This window comes from Haloferax sp. DFSO52 (assembly GCF_048158745.1).
Classification (GTDB): Archaea; Halobacteriota; Halobacteria; order Halobacteriales; family Haloferacaceae; genus Haloferax.
In genome coordinates, this window is sequence record NZ_JBLOPB010000002.1 from 125,153 (window position 1) to 140,513 (window position 15,361).

Sequence of the window (15,361 nt, forward strand, 5' to 3'; positions counted from 1 at the left end):
CTGTCGTGAGTTTCTCTTCTGCAGGGTCGGAACGTGCTCGTCTCAGTTTTGACCGTCGAGCGCAGCGAGTGCCTCGGCAAGCGATTCGCGCGCCGCTTCGACGTGTCGGTCGGCCTCCGCATCGTCGGTTCCGTCGACCTGTTCGAGGAGGTGTTCGACGTGCCCGAGACGCGTTCGAGTCACGTCTGCACTGGGGAGTGGAGCAGTTGTGAGGTCGGTCGCAACGGCCTCCGCTTCACCCAGCCATCGACTCGCATCTTCGCGGACGGGCAGTGTCGCCGTCGCTGCGAGGTGCTCCTGAAGCGCTTCGACGAGTTGCTGGAGGTCCGAGTCTGTCACGTTCGCTGGTGGTTGTGTAACGGTAAAAACTGGTGTGCCGACCGGACCGACGGGCAAAAGCCGCTCCAGTCGGTACGCATAGGCAATGCAACTCCAGTTCCTCGGCGGGGCCGGGGAAGTCGGGCGCAGCGCGATACTCGTCAACGACTCGCTGCTCCTCGACTACGGGATGATGACCGGGAACCCACCACAGTTCCCCGTCGGGTCGGTCGACCCCGACGCAGTCGTCGTCTCTCACGGCCACCTCGACCACGTCGGGACGGTCCCCTCACTCCTCTCCGGTTCCGAGTGGCCGGCAGTCCACTGGACGCCGCCAACGTACGAACTCGCGCTGACGCTCGCGCGCGACACGCTCAAACTCCACGGTGGGACCTACGACTGTCCGTTCACCGAGACGCACATCCGACGGATGACCCAACAGTCCGAACCGCACGAGTACGGCGAGACGTTCGAGGCTGCTGGGCACGAGGTCACCTTCTACAACGCAGGCCACATCCCCGGAAGCGCACACGTCCTCGTCGACGATGGTGAGACGCGACTGCTCTACACCGCTGACTTCCACACTGACGACCAGCGGTTGGTCAGCGGAACCACCGACCGCCCCGATGCAGATGTCGTCATCTGCGAATCGACGTACTCAGACGTCGAACACGAAGACCGAGCGACCGTCGAAGCGCGATTCGTCGAATCCGTCCGGACGACCATCTGGCAGGGCGGCACCGTCGTCGTCCCTGCGTTTGCCATCGGTCGAACACAGGAACTACTGATGGTGCTTGACGCCCACGACATCGATTGCTACGTCGATGGAATGGGGACGCAGGTTCTCGAGATGCTTCGAAACCACCCAGAGTATCTTCGCGACCCGGCGGCGCTCAAACGAGCGAAGTCGAACGCGAGAATCGTCTCGGGACGCGATGGCCAGCGACGGCGCATCGCTCGCCAGAACACCGTCATCGTCACGACGAGTGGGATGCTCTCGGGTGGCCCGGCGATGACCTACATTCCCGAAATCAGACAGGACCCGACGAACAAAATCTGTCTCACCGGCTATCAGGTAGACGGAACACCGGGTCGCGAACTCGTCGAACGTGGGCGGTGTGAACTCAACGGCGGTGTCGTCCCCGTCGCCGCCCGCGCCGAGATGTACGACTTCTCCGCTCACGCCGACAGACACGGCCTCCGCGCGTTTCTCGACTCGTATCAGGGCGTTCCAGTCTTCGTCAATCACGGCGACCGCTGTGCGGCATTTGCAGAAGAACTTCGCGCGGACGGACACGAGGCGACTGCACCAGAAGTCGGTACTGTCGTCGAGTTCTGAACTACGCTCTCCGACCGAAAACAAGTACCTCGATTACTCCGTGTCCGCTTCGGACACGACGTGCATCGACCGACTCGCTGCGACACACGCCGAAACACGGAGTCGCGTTCGCTGTGGGTGGAAGTGTTTGAACACTGCCCACGGACCACCAGACTGCGACGGTTCGCCCATACTTTTAGGTTGGCCTAAAAGAAGAAAACTATTCCGGTTGGCACCGGTCAGTACAGTCGCCACGGCCGTTCTCTTCTCCTCGAGTACCCTGTGGCTAAACAGCAATTTGACCCCCAACGTGTCCGTTCGGAGCCAAATCTGTGGTTCTCTGTTCGTTCTCTTTCACCACACCATCTAGGCCGTGCTTAATCGTGTCACGCGTACTATAACTATGGCTGATAGTCGCGTCTATTCTGTCAATCGTTCAGGATTCTGCTGTGACAGTAGGGTCCACTCGGTTACCCTTCGCTCGTGACTGCCCGTTTCGATTGCCCGCCTCACCAGACACCTGATGGTCTCAACCCAACTCATCGTCGTCATCGTCCTTCTCACGCTCCCAGTGACGGCGAGTGCGACTGTCGGGTTCTCTCCGATGTCGGTCGTCTCTGCGAGTGACTACGATGGTGCGTACTCGACGAATGTGGACACCGTCTCAGCGGAGACACAGACTCCTGTTGGGTCCGTTCGTTTCGCTCACTCCCCCGACAACTTCCCACTCACTGACGCTCACGGGAACCCTGTCGATTCGAACCAGGAGTTGTATTCGGCTGAAACACTCGAAACCGTCGACAAACCACCACTCGCCTCGGAACCGTCGTGGGTGGATTCCGATGGAGACGGCCTCGACGACCGATTAGAGCTATCGGTCGGCACCGACGTCTCCTCCTCGGATACCGACGGAGATGGCCTCGACGATCTGGCCGAGGTCGTTAGATACGACACCGACCCACTCGACAACGACACAGACGACGATGGTATCCTCGACAGCACCGAGTTCCGTCTCGGGTTGTCGCCGACCGTCTCAGATGCAACGTCAGGCCCAGATACAGACGGTGATGGACTCTCAGACGACCTCGAACGACGAATCGGAACCGACCCGACGCTGCAAGATACTGACGGCGACAAACTCAGTGACGGAATCGAAGTCTACGGCGCACCGCACCTGTTTCCCGGTGCCGACCCGCTTCGAAAAGACCTCTACTTCGAAGTCGATGCGTACCACACGACCACGGTGAACTGGACTGCCCTAGACAACGCAGCTGCGTTCTTTGCGTCGGCACCGGTCGAAAACCCTGATGGTTCGACCGGCTTTTCGGTTCACTTCGTCGTCGACGAGACGAATCTGACGACGCTCCGAGTCGCAAACGTGAGTTATCCAGCGCGCGTCGTCGCAGACTTCGACCGCGCAGACAGTGGCTATCAGTACATCTTCCTCACGGAGGCCGTCTTCATCGGGGACCGACAGGTTCGTGCGACTGCGAACGGTGGCCGAATCGCCATCGCCGAACGCGACCAGACTGACCGCCTCTACATCCACGAAATCGCTCACCTGCTCGGCGTCCACGGAAGCGACAGTCCGGGTGTCGACTCCTACGAGGCGTCTATCGAAGAGTACCCGAGTATCATGTCCTACGCATATCTCAACTCGGACCTGCCAGTTCAGATGGCGACGGGAGACGAGTCACCGAAGTCGAACGACGACTGGGAGGACATCAGACGACGGTTCACCCGCTGGGTAGACACGAGCGCACTCGACCCGCCCGGAAAATCTGCGCGTGCAGTGGCCGCCGACCGTCGTTAGTGCTGCGTGCCGTCTCGCTCGAGGCGGGCACGCCGCCGGTCGAACTCGTCGTCGTCGATATCGCCCCGTGCGTACGACCGCCGGAGTTCATCCAGCGCGTCGTCACCGGTTCGGTCACCACTCAGCGCACGGAAGAGCAAGACACCGCCTCCGACGACAACGGTGAGGATGAGTAGTTGACCGAACAGACCCATCCCCCACATCCACCACGGGATGGACCCTCCGGTGCCGCCGTGCATCCACGTGTCGTGCATCCACCCGCCGCCCCACCCCATTGGCCCGCCGCCGAAGGCGCCTGACATTCCGATGAGTACGGGAAGGACGAACAGGGCCACGAGCGCGAGCAGTACGATACCGATGAGTCGCGTCGAGTTGCGTGTCGTCGTCATAATTGGAATCTTGAACGGCACTCGGCCGTCCACATACCGACGTACGCGTCCAAGGTTTACGTCTCTTCTCGTTCAGTCACTCGGGGTTGTTCGCCGCACCAACCTTTGAATCCAAGGAATCTATCCCCCAACGGTTTTGGAACCGGGCGTTCCGCCCACACCGGTGACGAATCCGACTCTCGCAGTACCGAACGGCCGGACCCCAGCCAAGTCTGGTCAGAGGAACGACACTGGTGGGGTACGCGATACGGAATTCCATTCGCTGTGACGCTGACGACAACCACGAGCCGTGGCCTATGGAGTCGTCCACTGCGCGTCGGTCACGAATCGTCACTGCTGTGTCGTACGCCGTACAGGGAGTAGAGGACAGAGAGCATCCCGAGCGTGACGATACCCGTCTGGATGGTCCCTGCCTGAAAGAGCGACAACCCCACGACTTCGAAGAGGAGACCCTCGATGACAGCACCGAAACTGATGAACAGAAACCCGATCGCGACGAAGAGCATCGGTCTGCTGTCGTACTCGGTGTATCCCTTGTACGCCTGATAAGCGATGAGGAGCCCGAGTGCCATCGTGATGACCTTCGCGACGACGAGTTCAATGTGCACGCTTACTGCCTCCTGATGTCGTCCCAGATACGCGTGAACCGCTCTGCTGCCGACTCGTCGTAGTCCAACTCGATTCGGAGTTCGCCGTCGGCCACGATGATGGCGGCCACGACGACGGCGACCACACCGAATAACCTTGTTCGGTTCCGCGAAGCGGCCTCATCTTTTGGTGTCTCGTTCGAACAGAACATGACTGCTGAGAGATATTTTGTGTCCGTTTCATACTTGACCTCCGGTTGCGATTGCAGGGTATGGCCAGTAGCGTGTCCGTTCTCGTCGTCGACGAGGACAAACAAATCCGTGAGCATCTGGCCGCTTCGCTCCCAGATGCTGTCGGTGACAGGAGTACGACAATCTACGTTGCGACTGTCGACAGCATCGAGGTGGCACGGGCCGAACTCGACCGCTCACGGGTCGACTGTCTCGTCGTCTCGGCGAGGCTGATAGGCGATGACGGCACCCGACACGGGACGCCAGTATGGACCGATGGCGTGCCACTCGTCTCGTTCGAACGGACGAACGCATCAGATATCGACCTCGAAACCCTCGGTCAGGTCGTCTCCGACGCAATCCAGAACACCACTGGACGACTCGGTCACGACCGAGAAGACGACCTCGAGGCGTTCAAGAGCGCCGTCGACGCCGTCGATGCCGGTATCGCACTCACCCACGGTAGCGAACACGTCTACATCAACGACACTGGCGCGTCCATCTGTGGGTACCCCGATAGCGAAACGATCCTCGAAGGGTCGTGGACCGACCTCCACACCGCCGAAGAGGCCGACCGACTTCGCGAAGTCATCGGCGACGGGCTCGACACGTCGGGGCGATGGCAAGGCGAGGTATCGATTCGACGCCCCGATGGCGTGGACGTTCCGGTCCGGGTCACCATCACGTCACTGACCGACGACCGCAACGTCGTGGTGTTCCAGGACCTCACCGAACAGAAAGAGCGTGAGCGCGAACTCGAACAGAGTCGGGATTTTCTCGACCAAACACAGCGCATCTCGAAAGTCGGTGGGTGGGAACTCGACTTGCGAGACGAGACGGTGGAGTGGACCGACGAGACGAAGCGTCTCCACGGCGTCTCACTCGACTACGAACCGTCGCTCGACGACGCCATCGGGTTTTATCCGCCAGACCAGCGCGAGAAGGTTCGAACGCTCGTCGAACGCTGTCGTACCGAGGGCAAACCGTGGGAAGACGACTTCCGTATCGTAACCACAGATGGGGCCGAACGATGGGTCAGGACACATGGCGAACCTGTCATCAGAGACGGGCGCGTCGTCGCCCTCCGGGGAACGATTCAGGATGTCACCGTCAGTCGGGCTCGCGAACAAAAGTTAGAACGAATGAACGCAGAGCTGGAAGCGCTCAACCGCATCATTCGCCACGACATCAGGAACGATATGGCGGTCATCGTCGGATGGGCGGAGTTACTCGCACCGCACGTCGATGCCGAGGGCCAAGACATTCTCTCGCGCATCCTCTCGACGGGGCGACACACCATCGAGATTACCGAAGTCGTCCGCGACCTCATCGAGACGATGAGCGGTGACGCAGTCGAGACGTATCCACTCTCTCTCACCGACACGATCCAGCGCGAACTCACGGTTCACCGCGAGGCGTATCCCGCTGCCACGTTCGAAACCGACGGAGAGATTCCTGACGTTGCGGTTCGGGCGAACCCACTCCTCGCATCGGTGTTCAGGAACGCCTTCGGAAACGCCATCAAACACAACGGAAACGACACCGTAGTCACGGTGTCTGCCTCCGTCGAAGACGGCGGCGACGGCGACGATTTCGTCGTCGTTCGCATCGCCGACGACGGCGTCGGTATCCCCGACAGCAGGAAATCGGCCGTCTTCGGCAAAGGCGAGAAAGGATTAGAGAGTACAGGAACGGGGCTTGGTCTCTACTTCGTCAACAAACTCGTCGACTCGTACGGTGGCACGGTTTGGATAGAAGACAACGACCCAACCGGCGCGGTTGTCGTCCTCGAACTGCCAGTTGTGACGGTGGCGTGACTCCGAATCGGGTGGGAACTCCGCTGTCTGCTTCTGTTAGACGACGTCCGACGAGTCGTGCGTCTCGGCCATCTCTCGCGCCGCGGCGGCGTATGCCATCTGCGTCTCTTCGTCGCCGACGTGGCCTAACTCGTCTTCGTGGATGTCGAGTGCCGCGTAGGTGTCGCGGCTATCTGATTCGAAACTCGTCAGCGACCGTTCTTTTCTGTGATACCGCGTCCCGTCGATGGTCGCATAGACCAGGATGATGATGTTCTGTTCGTCGTCAGAGTAGGTCCGCTCGACCAGCCATACACGTTGGGTACCTGACATGCAGCAGGAGTACGGGCCGAAGAAGGATACGTCGTACGCTGGTGGTCAGTCGTCGATTCCCAACTCGTCTAGGAGCGTCTCGAGCGTGTAACTCTGCAGCGCTCTGTGACTGTCGCGCATCGTCGAGATGACGAACGTCGAGTTCGTCCGTTCGACTTCGGGGATGGCCTCGAAGTCGTTGATGAGACGCTCGACCCGGTCAGAGTCTGCGAGATGGGCGATGACGATGAAGTCAGTCTCTCCCATCGTGAAGTACAGTTGGGTGACGCCTTCTATCTCCAGCAGTTCGGTGCCGACTTCTTCGTACGGACCGCTGTAGTCGGCCAACACCTCGACGACGACGGTGACACCGAGTCCGAACGCCTCCAGGTCGATGTCGTAGAGGTCGTTTTCGATGACGCCGTCGTCTTTCAGGTTGTTCAATCGATAGTGAATCGTCGATACAGGAATCCCGGTCGCCTCGTGTAGCTTCTCGGGACTTCCAGTTCCGAGGTCCGCGATGGCCTTCAGCAGGCGCACGTCGCGTTCGTCCATATCTACACTGCACGTGTGATAGACCGTAAGTCTGTATGCTGGCCGCTGTATTTACTGGAACACTTCTCTCTTTCGGACTATCAGGATTTATTTATGGATAACTCTGCCAAACTCAGAATATCCGAATGAAAAATACAACTAGATAGAAAATCTTTGTAGAAGGATTTAACAAGGACTATCTCTGACGATTGAAGCACATCCGACCATGACGCACACCTCTTGGAGAAACCTCCCGACGACCCCCCTGATGTTCGTCGTCCTCGCGGCGATGTGGGGCACGTCGTTCGTCGCCATCGAAGTCGGGTTGGAGTTCTTCCCCACGCTGACGTTCGCGGCGATACGCTACGAGGCCGCTGGCCTCCTGATGCTCGCGTACGCCGTCTACTCCACCGACCGGTGGCGACCCCAGACCAGAGACGAACTGCTCGCGACAGCCATCGGTGCGGTGTTCATCATCGGCGCGTACCACGGCCTCCTCTATCTCGGACAGAACTACGTCCCCGGTGCAATCGCGTCGATAATCATCAGTCTCTCGCCCATCCTCACAGCCGTCTTCGCGGCACAGATTCTCTCTGCGGACTCGCTCGGAAAGACGGGCGTCTTCGGACTTCTCGCTGGTTTCACCGGCGTCGTCCTCGTTGCGGACCCGGGTTCCGGCATCCTCGAATCTTCTCAGGGACTCGGTATCGTTCTCATCTTCCTCGGGTCCATCTCCTTCGCACTCGGGTCGGTCCTCACCCGCCCCCTCCGTACAGACTTGCCAGTCCAGTCGATGCAGGCGTGGACCATGCTCGGCGGTGGGGTCATCCTCCACATCTGGGGACTGGCACGCGGTGAATCGATAGCCGCCATCGAGTGGGCACCGCTCGGAATCGCATCGTTCCTCTATTTGACGCTCATCTCCGGTGCAGTCGCGTTCATGCTCTACTTCGAACTGCTCGACCGCATGGGCCCGACAGAACTCAACCTCATCGGCTACGTCGAACCCGTCGTCGCGGCGGTGCTGAGCTGGGTGCTCCTCGGACACGCCATCGAGACGACGGCGCTCGTCGGATTCGGTGCAATCTTCGTCGGATTCGCGGCGATGAAAAAAGACGCACTCGTCGATGTCGCCACCACGGTTCGGCGACAGATTGCGGTCTAAGCTCGTTATTCGGTCTCTGCAGGCCGGTGCCCCGCCGTGCCAACGATTCTGGCCACGCTCTCGCGTTGGACCAGCAAGAATCCGGAGACGATGACGCCGAACCCGAGAATCGTTCCTGCCGATACCGACTCACCGAGGAACGCCCACCCGAAGAACGTCGCGACGATTGGCAACGCGTATGCGACGAGGTTCCCACGGACGGGACCTGCCTCTGTGAGCAGCGCAAAGTACACCGGGTACGCCGCTGCCGTCGCGGGCATCCCGACGTAGAGAATCGCTGCGACGATGGTCGGTGACCACACGACCTGCGTGGGTGACTCACCGAGCCCCAGACTCACGGCGTGGATGCCGACAGCGGCGACGACCATCGCCCACGCGGTGAGGGGAATCGTTCCGATGGTGGGGCCGACGCGTTTGAGCAAGACCGTGCCGAACGCGACAGAGACCGCTGCACCGACGACGAGCACCTGTCCGGCGCTCCCGCCACCAAGGACGCTCTCCGGACCGACGATGACGACGACGCCGGCGAGGCCGAAGAGGATCCCCACGGCATCGACAGCGGAGATTCGCTCGTCGGCGAGAAGGAACATCGCGAACACGGGTGAGATGACTGGCACCAGACTGTACATGACTGCTGCAGCACCTGTCGTCGCGTGCTGTTGCCCGAGGAAGAGCAACACGTTGTTCGCGCCGAGAACGAACGCGGCGCTCGCGAGCACGCCGAGAACGTCAGCGCGGGTGCGGGGAAGCCAGTAGCCTCCACGGAGTGTGACGAGCGTCAAGAGGACGACAGCGGCGACGTCGATGCGGAGCGCTGCGAAGAGCACTGGCGGGACAGAACCGATAGCGGCCTTGATTCCGACGAAGGAGGTGCCGAACAGCACCGCCGTCGCGACGAAGAGGACGAGGGTCCGGTGACGACTCACGCCACCACCCCCCGCGCTGTGGCCGGCGTTCGATTCGCCGGGTATGCGCGGGAGGTAGAGAGCGGTCGACGGGCAATACGGAGACTGCGTGAAGGCCTCGTCAATATCACAACCCAGTATTCTGTGGACATTGCCATATGTCTATCGATAGCTCAAGATGCTGGACGAATCTATACCGAATGTGCACAATTATCAAAGATTGTGTGGGAAATCAAGATAAAACTCACCATGGTCTGTGTTGTCACTGAGCGTTCAGCGCGGTCGAACGTACCCACCAGCGAACTCTCTACCGAGGGCTACATTCGCAGAAACCGAGGGTGCAGGAGTTAGTCGTTGGTCGCCGCTTCGACCCGGTCGGCGTGCGTCTCGAGCGCTGCCGCCAGCGTCCGCGCCTCGTCGGGGGTGAGCGTCACCCGGTCTGCGTGCGGCGCGAGCGTGTCGAGTTGCGTCCCGTCGAGTTCGAGTTCCAGCGTGATGGCGTCCGGGTTCTTTCGCGGGGAGGTGACGTTGAGTACGGCGAACGCGGATTCGTCGAAATCGTGTCCCTGTGCGGTTCCGTCGAGTAAGTCGAAGGTCGTGTACGCGTTGACTCTGAGGATACGGTCTGGCATTGGTTGTTGTACGGTGATAGTGTGGTGGTTTCGTGAGTGTGCTGGTGGTAGTGTGGTAGTTTCGTGAGTGTGTTGGTAGTGCTGGTGATTATGCTGGTGATGGTAGTGGTGATGGTGATTTCGTTGGTGAGACGGTGTTCGTCGTCGTCGAGGTGGCCGATAGATGATGTGAATCGCCGGTGATGTCTGGATTGTCAGTGTCGATAGTACGTGGGTGAAGAACTATCTCGCGGTCGGCCGTGGACAGGGTATGTCTACGACCGACGTTCCGTCTGTGGGTGAGACCCTCGTCACGGAACGGGTGTTCACCACGTCAGAGGTGGAGTCGTTTGCGACCCTCTCTCGCGACGAGCAACCGATTCACACGGACCCCGACGACGACGGCCGACTCGTCGTCCACGGGTTGCTGACTGCCACGCTGCCGACGCAAATCGGCGGCGAACTGGAAGTCCTCGCTCGCTCGATGGAGTTCGAGTTTCTCGCCCCGGTGTACACCGGCGAGACGATTCGCTGCGAAGTGACGATGACCGCCGTCGACCCACGGGAGGACCGCTACGACATCGAAACCGACATCGTCTGCCGACGGCTGGACGACGGCGCAGTCGTCCTCCGGGGCGGGTTCGAGGGGCTCATCTGGAAGTGAGTTGGCTCCTCAGTCGTCGCTCTCGATAGGTGTCCCGTCGGCGTAGTTCGGTGCCGGACTCGCTTCCAGACTGTCGTCTTCGGCGTATGGGTACCACGTGCGCTTCGTGTTGTGCATCATCGGGTCATCGTAACTCGTCTCTTCGGGTTCGACGAGTTCGGCGAGCGTTTCGCTGTCCGTCCGTTCGACGAACTCGCGGAAGGTCTCGTCACCCACTCGACGCGCTTCGAAGTTCGCGAGCAGGTTCTTGATTGCGCCGGGAACTTCGTCGACTGGGACGCGCTGGGTGACCCATTCGGCGAAGTTCGGATTCTCGCCAAGACCGCCGCCGAGGCCGATATCGAGCGCTTCGACTGGCTCTCCATCTTTGCGGGTCTTCATGCCGCGAAGACTCACGTCGGCAATCTGTGGCTGGGCACACGAGGCCGTACAGCCCGAGAGGTGGATGTGGAAGTCCTCGACGCCGTCGGGAAGGTCGACGTTCTCCTTCAGCCAGCGTGCGTAGCGGACCTGTCGGTTCTTCGTCTCGACGATAGAGAGCGAACAGAACTCGGTGCCCGTACAGGCGACAGAACCGCGCATGAACGGGTGCGGGTCGGGCGAGTAGTGGTCGAGCAGGTCCTCGTCCTGTAACGCGTCGAGTTTCGCTCCCGGCACGTCGGTGATGATGACGTTCTGGCGCTGCGTGATGCGGATTTCGCCGGACCCGTACTCGTCGGCGACGCGGGCGAGTTCTTTCGTGTCGTCGACGCCCATGCGCCCGACGAGCACGTCGAGGCCGACGTAGTAGTTGCCATCGGCTTGCTCGTGGATGCCGACGTGGTCGGCGTGCCCACCGTTGGCGTAACCGGAGTTGTACGAGTACTCCGAACGGAGGTCCTCGCCGGCGGATTCCAGTTCGAAGTCGACGTACTCATCCTGGAGGACGCGACGGAACTTCTCTGGTCCCCACTCGTCCAGCAGGAACTTGATGCGGGCGTTGTAGCGGTTCTCGCGGTCACCGTTGTCGCGGAAGAGCGCGGAGATGGCACCCGACACCTCCGGTGCCTGTTCGGGCGTCACGAAGACGTCGATGTCGCGGGCGAGTCGCGGTTCGTTACGGGAGAGGCCGCCGCCGACGCGGATGTTGAAGCCCTTCGTCTTCTCGCCGTCGAGTTCCTTGGTCGCAGGCTCCAGCGCAAGGTCGTTGATGTCGCCTTGGCCACAGCCTTCGCGGCAGCCAGTGATAGAGACCTTCCACTTACGGGGGAGATTCGAGTGGTCGTCGTTGCCTTTGAACGTCTCGTTGAGTTCCATCGCGACGGGCAGCGCGTCGACGTGTTCGTGTTTGTCCTTGCCGGCGACGGGACAGCCGACGATGTTGCGCCACGAGTCACCACAGGCTTGCTGCGTGGAGAGGCCGACTGATTCGAGTTTGTCGAAGATTTCGGGGATATCCTCCAGCTTGATCCAGTGGAGTTGGATGGACTGGCGGGTCGTCCAGTCGACGTAGCCGTTCCCAAAGATTGGGTTCTCGGCCGGGCCACGAGCGTACTCGTCGGCGACTTCGGCGACGACTTCAGTCTGTCCGGGAGTCAACACGCCGTTCGGCGTCCCGATGCGCATCATGAAATACGACTCCTGGCCGTTCCGCTGGTGGTAGAGACCCCACCATTTGAAGCGCTCGAACCACTCGTCTCGTTCGTCTTCGGGGATGGCTTCCCAGCCTTCTTCGGCGAATCGGAAGAGATGCTCCCGTATCTCGGTACCGTACACTTCTGATTTCCAGCGTTCGACGTCCGTGGGCATTCGTACGAATCACATGAATTTCCGGACGTAAGGCCACGAGCGTACCGTCAACCCTTCCCGGTGCTGGCAAACACAGGCAAAAAACACCGCTTAATGATGGTCACGCTCTCGAACCGAGAGGACGACGCTCTCGCGGTCGATATCGACGAATTCGCCGTCCGAGAGGCGACCGACCGGAACCCACCCGGGGACGCCAGTTTCACCGCAGGCGATACACTGGCCGTACACCTTCGCGTCGATCGTGTGTTCGTCGACACCGACTGCGAGGATGTTTTCGACGACGAAGTCGGGTAAGCCGCACGCACAGAACGTGGGCGCGTCGAGACGCCAGAGTTCGCTGACACTCACTTCTCTCGCGTCGTTCACGGAGACCCACGCCCCGTCGTCGAGGACGCGTAACGAGACACTCATTGGTTCCAGTCTGTGTTCTGGCTACCTATGCTGGACGGCAGACGCAATCTCCGCAGAAGGGCGTGACGACGGTTGGTGACCTCATTCGACTGCTGTCTGGCGATTTTCCACTGGCTGGGATGTCTGAGGTAGGGGCAACGAGTTCCGGTAGCCGGGAGTGGGGGTACACATTACAGGTGCGGATTCCCTTATCTGCATGGCCCCCAAGTGTGTCGATGATGAGTGACCATCGAACCGCCGTCCGACAACACGCCTCCGCCGACGCAGCCCCCGAACTGTTCGACAGTGAACCCGAGGAGGAAGCATGACTGGCGAGGCAGAACTCGAACCCAAGCAGACTGCCGACTCGGAGTGCGAGGCGGAACGAGACGACGCAGAGAAGGACCTTACGTCGCATCTCGACGACCTGGAGGACGGCGCGGGATGTACCGAAATCTGGTCACATCTCTCGGAGTCCCGAGAAGAGTGAGCGCTCGAGCGCGACATCTACCATTTGGGGGGATATTTTTAACCGAGAACGCGAAATCGGTTCGTAGATGACGAACGACGAACACCGACGCGGCCAACAGGTCCCGGCCGATAGGCGAGAGCCTGTCGGTGCGCCTGTCGTCCGTGGTGACCCTGCCGTCACGGGCGAGCGTGCCCGCGACGCCGTTGGCTTCGACCCGACCAACCCAGCGAGCGTCGAGGAAGCCGCTCGGACAGTCCGCTCGTTTTCCGAGTCCTCGGCGGGGGACGACCACGTCTTCATGCTTCGCGGTGCGGCCGCCTGTGCGGCCCTCGTCCGTGGCGTCGGGTCGTACAAACAGGCCGCGGAGATGGCCGGCGGCGACGTCTCAGTCTCGTTCATCCGCAAGTGGGCCCGCGTCCACGACTTACCACAGTCGGTTCGTCGACACGTCGCTCGCGGACACATCGCGCCGACGGCAGCCAAACACATCGCTCGCGTCTCCGGTGATGCGCGACTCTATCTCGCGTGGGCGACGCTCGATAGCGACCTGACGGTCCGAGAAATCCGCCGCCTCGCGAGTGAAGTTAACAACGGCACGCCCGTTCTCGATGTCCTCGAAGACCACGGCATCGACGTGGGGAGCGTAGATATCTCGCTCCCACCGGACGTCTACCTCGAACTGCGCCGACGTGCCTCGTTAGACGACGCCGAACCGGGTGACATCGTCGCCGAGGCGTTGACTGATTACTTCGACTGAAGATATCGCTGGGCTGTCTCTCGAATCACGGTACGGGCCGTCTCGACTTCGTCCCACTCGATAGTCTCGTCGGGGAAGTGCGCCTGGTCGATGTTCCCCGGGCCGAAGACGACCGTCGGGATACCTGCGTCGACGTAGTGTCGTGAGTCCGCGCCGTAGGTCGCTCCCACGGGTTCGTCGTCCAGTGAGTCGGCTCGGAGCGTGGCCCGAAGCGCCTCGACGACCGGTTCGTCGGGGGCGATCTCGGCCGATTCGAACTGTACGGAGAACCGCTCGAACGTCGGCGGATGCTCGGAAAGCCACTCGTCGTCGGCGACGACTGTCGCCAGTCGCTCCTCGAACGCCCGTTCGACGTCTGCAACGCTCTCGCCCGGTGCGACGCCCAGTCGCCACTCTGCGGTGAGTGTTCCGGCGACGCTCGACGCCCACGACCCTGCCTCCACTCGGCCGACACAGATTGGCCACGGAATCGGATAGTCGTACAGCGGGTGTGAGACGTGTTCGGTCCGTTCGGCTTCGAGTTCGAAGAACGCCTCGCGAATCGTCTCGAACTTCGGAAGCACGTCCACACCGCGCCACCGTGAGGCGGCGTGAGCAGTTCGGCCGGTCAGATGGAGTCGTTTCATCACCGACCCTTCGGTGGCAACCACCGGTTTGAGTCGCGTCGGTTCGGCGACGAGTGCGGCGTCTCGCTCGAATGGGTACGGGTTGTCGAGCGCGGCAGCAGCAGCACCGATTCCCCCTTCTTCTTCGCCGACGACGCTCTCGACGACGACTCGGCCGTCGATGTCGATGTCGCCCGAATCGGCCGCCTCCTTGAGGTCGAGTGCGGCGAAGACGCACGCCGAGAGGCCGGATTTCATGTCGGCCGCCCCGCGAGCGCTGACCGTCTCGTCGTTGTCGCTCCACCGGGGAAGGTACGGTTCGTGGGACCACAGTTCTGCGTCGGCGGGGACCACGTCGACGTGCCCGTTGAGGACGATGGTCTTTCCGGCGTCGGGGTCACCGAACTCGAGGACGCCCGCGACGCTCGGTCGGTTTACCGTGTCGATGTCGTCGGGGTCGTCGGGAAACGACGGATGGTCGGCCAGTCGGCGTGGGTCGGCGTTCCACTCGTACGTCTCGAATCCGAAGTCGTGCAGGCGGTTCTTGAACCACATTTGCGCGGGTGCTTCGGCCCGGGCGACGCTCTCGAATCGAAGGAATGTATCGACGAAGTCGCGCAGTTGCATACATGGTAGACGGCAACGGGGTACAAAGCAAATGGGGGAACGAAAATAAACGCTTATCAGTATCCCCACCCTCGAATCG

Annotated in this window: 19 protein-coding genes; 7 read left to right on the forward strand and 12 right to left on the reverse strand. The window is 61.0% G+C overall.

The features are described from left to right. Positions 1-42: 42 nt before the first annotated feature. Complete coding sequence (locus ACK3SC_RS10310) at positions 43-339, reverse strand: hypothetical protein (RefSeq protein ID WP_416840090.1); 297 nt, start codon at positions 337-339, stop codon at positions 43-45. 85 nt (positions 340-424) lie between these two features. Between ACK3SC_RS10310 and ACK3SC_RS10315 the strand changes: the two genes are divergently transcribed. After that, on the forward strand, positions 425-1,657 hold the full coding sequence (locus ACK3SC_RS10315) for an MBL fold metallo-hydrolase (protein WP_416840091.1): 1,233 nt from the start codon (positions 425-427) through the stop codon (positions 1,655-1,657). A 33-nt stretch (positions 1,658-1,690) separates the two neighbouring features. Here the strand turns inward: ACK3SC_RS10315 and ACK3SC_RS10320 are convergent, their stop codons facing one another. Next, complete coding sequence (locus tag ACK3SC_RS10320; RefSeq protein WP_416840092.1) at positions 1,691-1,828, reverse strand: hypothetical protein; 138 nt, start codon at positions 1,826-1,828, stop codon at positions 1,691-1,693. Positions 1,829-2,159: 331 nt separating this feature from the next. Here ACK3SC_RS10320 and ACK3SC_RS10325 point away from each other — a divergent pair, with 331 nt between their 5' ends. Beyond that, complete coding sequence (locus ACK3SC_RS10325; RefSeq protein ID WP_416840093.1) at positions 2,160-3,449, forward strand: hypothetical protein; 1,290 nt, start codon at positions 2,160-2,162, stop codon at positions 3,447-3,449. Here the strand turns inward: ACK3SC_RS10325 and ACK3SC_RS10330 are convergent. The 3 genes from ACK3SC_RS10330 to ACK3SC_RS10340 all read right to left on the reverse strand — a co-directional run bounded on the left by ACK3SC_RS10330 (position 3,446) and on the right by ACK3SC_RS10340 (position 4,571). Then, entirely contained in the window at positions 3,446-3,838 is a 393-nt protein-coding gene (locus ACK3SC_RS10330) for an SHOCT domain-containing protein (RefSeq protein WP_416841213.1), read from the reverse strand. The two genes, ACK3SC_RS10325 and ACK3SC_RS10330, sit on opposite strands and share 4 nt — an antisense overlap. Positions 3,839-4,158: 320 nt before the next feature. Then, positions 4,159-4,446 (reverse strand): hypothetical protein, encoded by a 288-nt coding sequence (locus ACK3SC_RS10335; protein WP_416840094.1) that lies wholly within the window; start codon positions 4,444-4,446, stop codon positions 4,159-4,161. Between the two features lie 2 nt (positions 4,447-4,448). Continuing rightward, complete coding sequence (locus ACK3SC_RS10340) at positions 4,449-4,571, reverse strand: hypothetical protein (protein ID WP_416840095.1); 123 nt, start codon at positions 4,569-4,571, stop codon at positions 4,449-4,451. 126 nt (positions 4,572-4,697) lie between these two features. Between ACK3SC_RS10340 and ACK3SC_RS10345 the strand changes: the two genes are divergently transcribed. After that, positions 4,698-6,473, forward strand: coding sequence for a PAS domain S-box protein (locus ACK3SC_RS10345; protein WP_416840096.1), 1,776 nt, complete (start codon positions 4,698-4,700; stop codon positions 6,471-6,473). Positions 6,474-6,509: 36 nt separating this feature from the next. On the opposite strand, the gene ACK3SC_RS10350 is transcribed toward ACK3SC_RS10345, so the two are convergent. Together ACK3SC_RS10350 and ACK3SC_RS10355 are read right to left on the reverse strand one after the other, a co-directional pair. Beyond that, positions 6,510-6,785, reverse strand: a complete 276-nt coding sequence (locus tag ACK3SC_RS10350) for a hypothetical protein (protein WP_416840097.1) — start codon at positions 6,783-6,785, stop codon at positions 6,510-6,512. A 45-nt stretch (positions 6,786-6,830) separates the two neighbouring features. Continuing rightward, the gene (locus tag ACK3SC_RS10355; RefSeq protein WP_416840098.1) at positions 6,831-7,319 is read right to left on the reverse strand and encodes an Lrp/AsnC family transcriptional regulator; all 489 of its coding nucleotides are present in this window, start codon (positions 7,317-7,319) and stop codon (positions 6,831-6,833) included. 205 nt (positions 7,320-7,524) lie between these two features. On the opposite strand from ACK3SC_RS10355, the gene ACK3SC_RS10360 reads away from it, so the two are divergent. Next, positions 7,525-8,463: a DMT family transporter gene (locus tag ACK3SC_RS10360; protein WP_416840099.1), complete on the forward strand. Its 939-nt coding sequence runs from the start codon at positions 7,525-7,527 to the stop codon at positions 8,461-8,463. A gap of 5 nt (positions 8,464-8,468) precedes the next feature. Here the strand turns inward: ACK3SC_RS10360 and ACK3SC_RS10365 are convergent, their stop codons facing one another. Together ACK3SC_RS10365 and ACK3SC_RS10370 are read right to left on the reverse strand one after the other, a co-directional pair. Then, positions 8,469-9,389, reverse strand: a complete 921-nt coding sequence (locus ACK3SC_RS10365) for a DMT family transporter (RefSeq protein WP_416840100.1) — start codon at positions 9,387-9,389, stop codon at positions 8,469-8,471. A gap of 326 nt (positions 9,390-9,715) precedes the next feature. Then, positions 9,716-10,000, reverse strand: coding sequence for a DUF6360 family protein (locus ACK3SC_RS10370; protein ID WP_416840101.1), 285 nt, complete (start codon positions 9,998-10,000; stop codon positions 9,716-9,718). A 250-nt stretch (positions 10,001-10,250) separates the two neighbouring features. On the opposite strand from ACK3SC_RS10370, the gene ACK3SC_RS10375 reads away from it, so the two are divergent. After that, positions 10,251-10,643, forward strand: a complete 393-nt coding sequence (locus ACK3SC_RS10375; RefSeq protein WP_416840102.1) for a MaoC/PaaZ C-terminal domain-containing protein — start codon at positions 10,251-10,253, stop codon at positions 10,641-10,643. Positions 10,644-10,652: 9 nt separating this feature from the next. On the opposite strand, the gene ACK3SC_RS10380 is transcribed toward ACK3SC_RS10375, so the two are convergent. Together ACK3SC_RS10380 and ACK3SC_RS10385 are read right to left on the reverse strand one after the other, a co-directional pair. Then, complete coding sequence (locus ACK3SC_RS10380; RefSeq protein ID WP_416840103.1) at positions 10,653-12,431, reverse strand: nitrite/sulfite reductase; 1,779 nt, start codon at positions 12,429-12,431, stop codon at positions 10,653-10,655. A gap of 90 nt (positions 12,432-12,521) precedes the next feature. Beyond that, positions 12,522-12,842 (reverse strand): hypothetical protein, encoded by a 321-nt coding sequence (locus ACK3SC_RS10385; RefSeq protein WP_416840104.1) that lies wholly within the window; start codon positions 12,840-12,842, stop codon positions 12,522-12,524. Positions 12,843-13,146: 304 nt separating this feature from the next. Between ACK3SC_RS10385 and ACK3SC_RS10390 the strand changes: the two genes are divergently transcribed. After that, a complete protein-coding gene (locus ACK3SC_RS10390) occupies positions 13,147-13,311 on the forward strand; it encodes a hypothetical protein (protein WP_416840105.1) in 165 nt (54 codons plus the stop codon). Positions 13,312-13,378: 67 nt separating this feature from the next. Further along, complete coding sequence (locus ACK3SC_RS10395; protein WP_416840106.1) at positions 13,379-14,050, forward strand: hypothetical protein; 672 nt, start codon at positions 13,379-13,381, stop codon at positions 14,048-14,050. On the opposite strand, the gene ACK3SC_RS10400 is transcribed toward ACK3SC_RS10395, so the two are convergent. Further along, the gene (locus tag ACK3SC_RS10400) at positions 14,038-15,282 is read right to left on the reverse strand and encodes a M20/M25/M40 family metallo-hydrolase (protein WP_416840107.1); all 1,245 of its coding nucleotides are present in this window, start codon (positions 15,280-15,282) and stop codon (positions 14,038-14,040) included. The genes ACK3SC_RS10395 and ACK3SC_RS10400 overlap by 13 nt on opposite strands. Between the last annotated feature and the right edge of the window lie 79 nt (positions 15,283-15,361).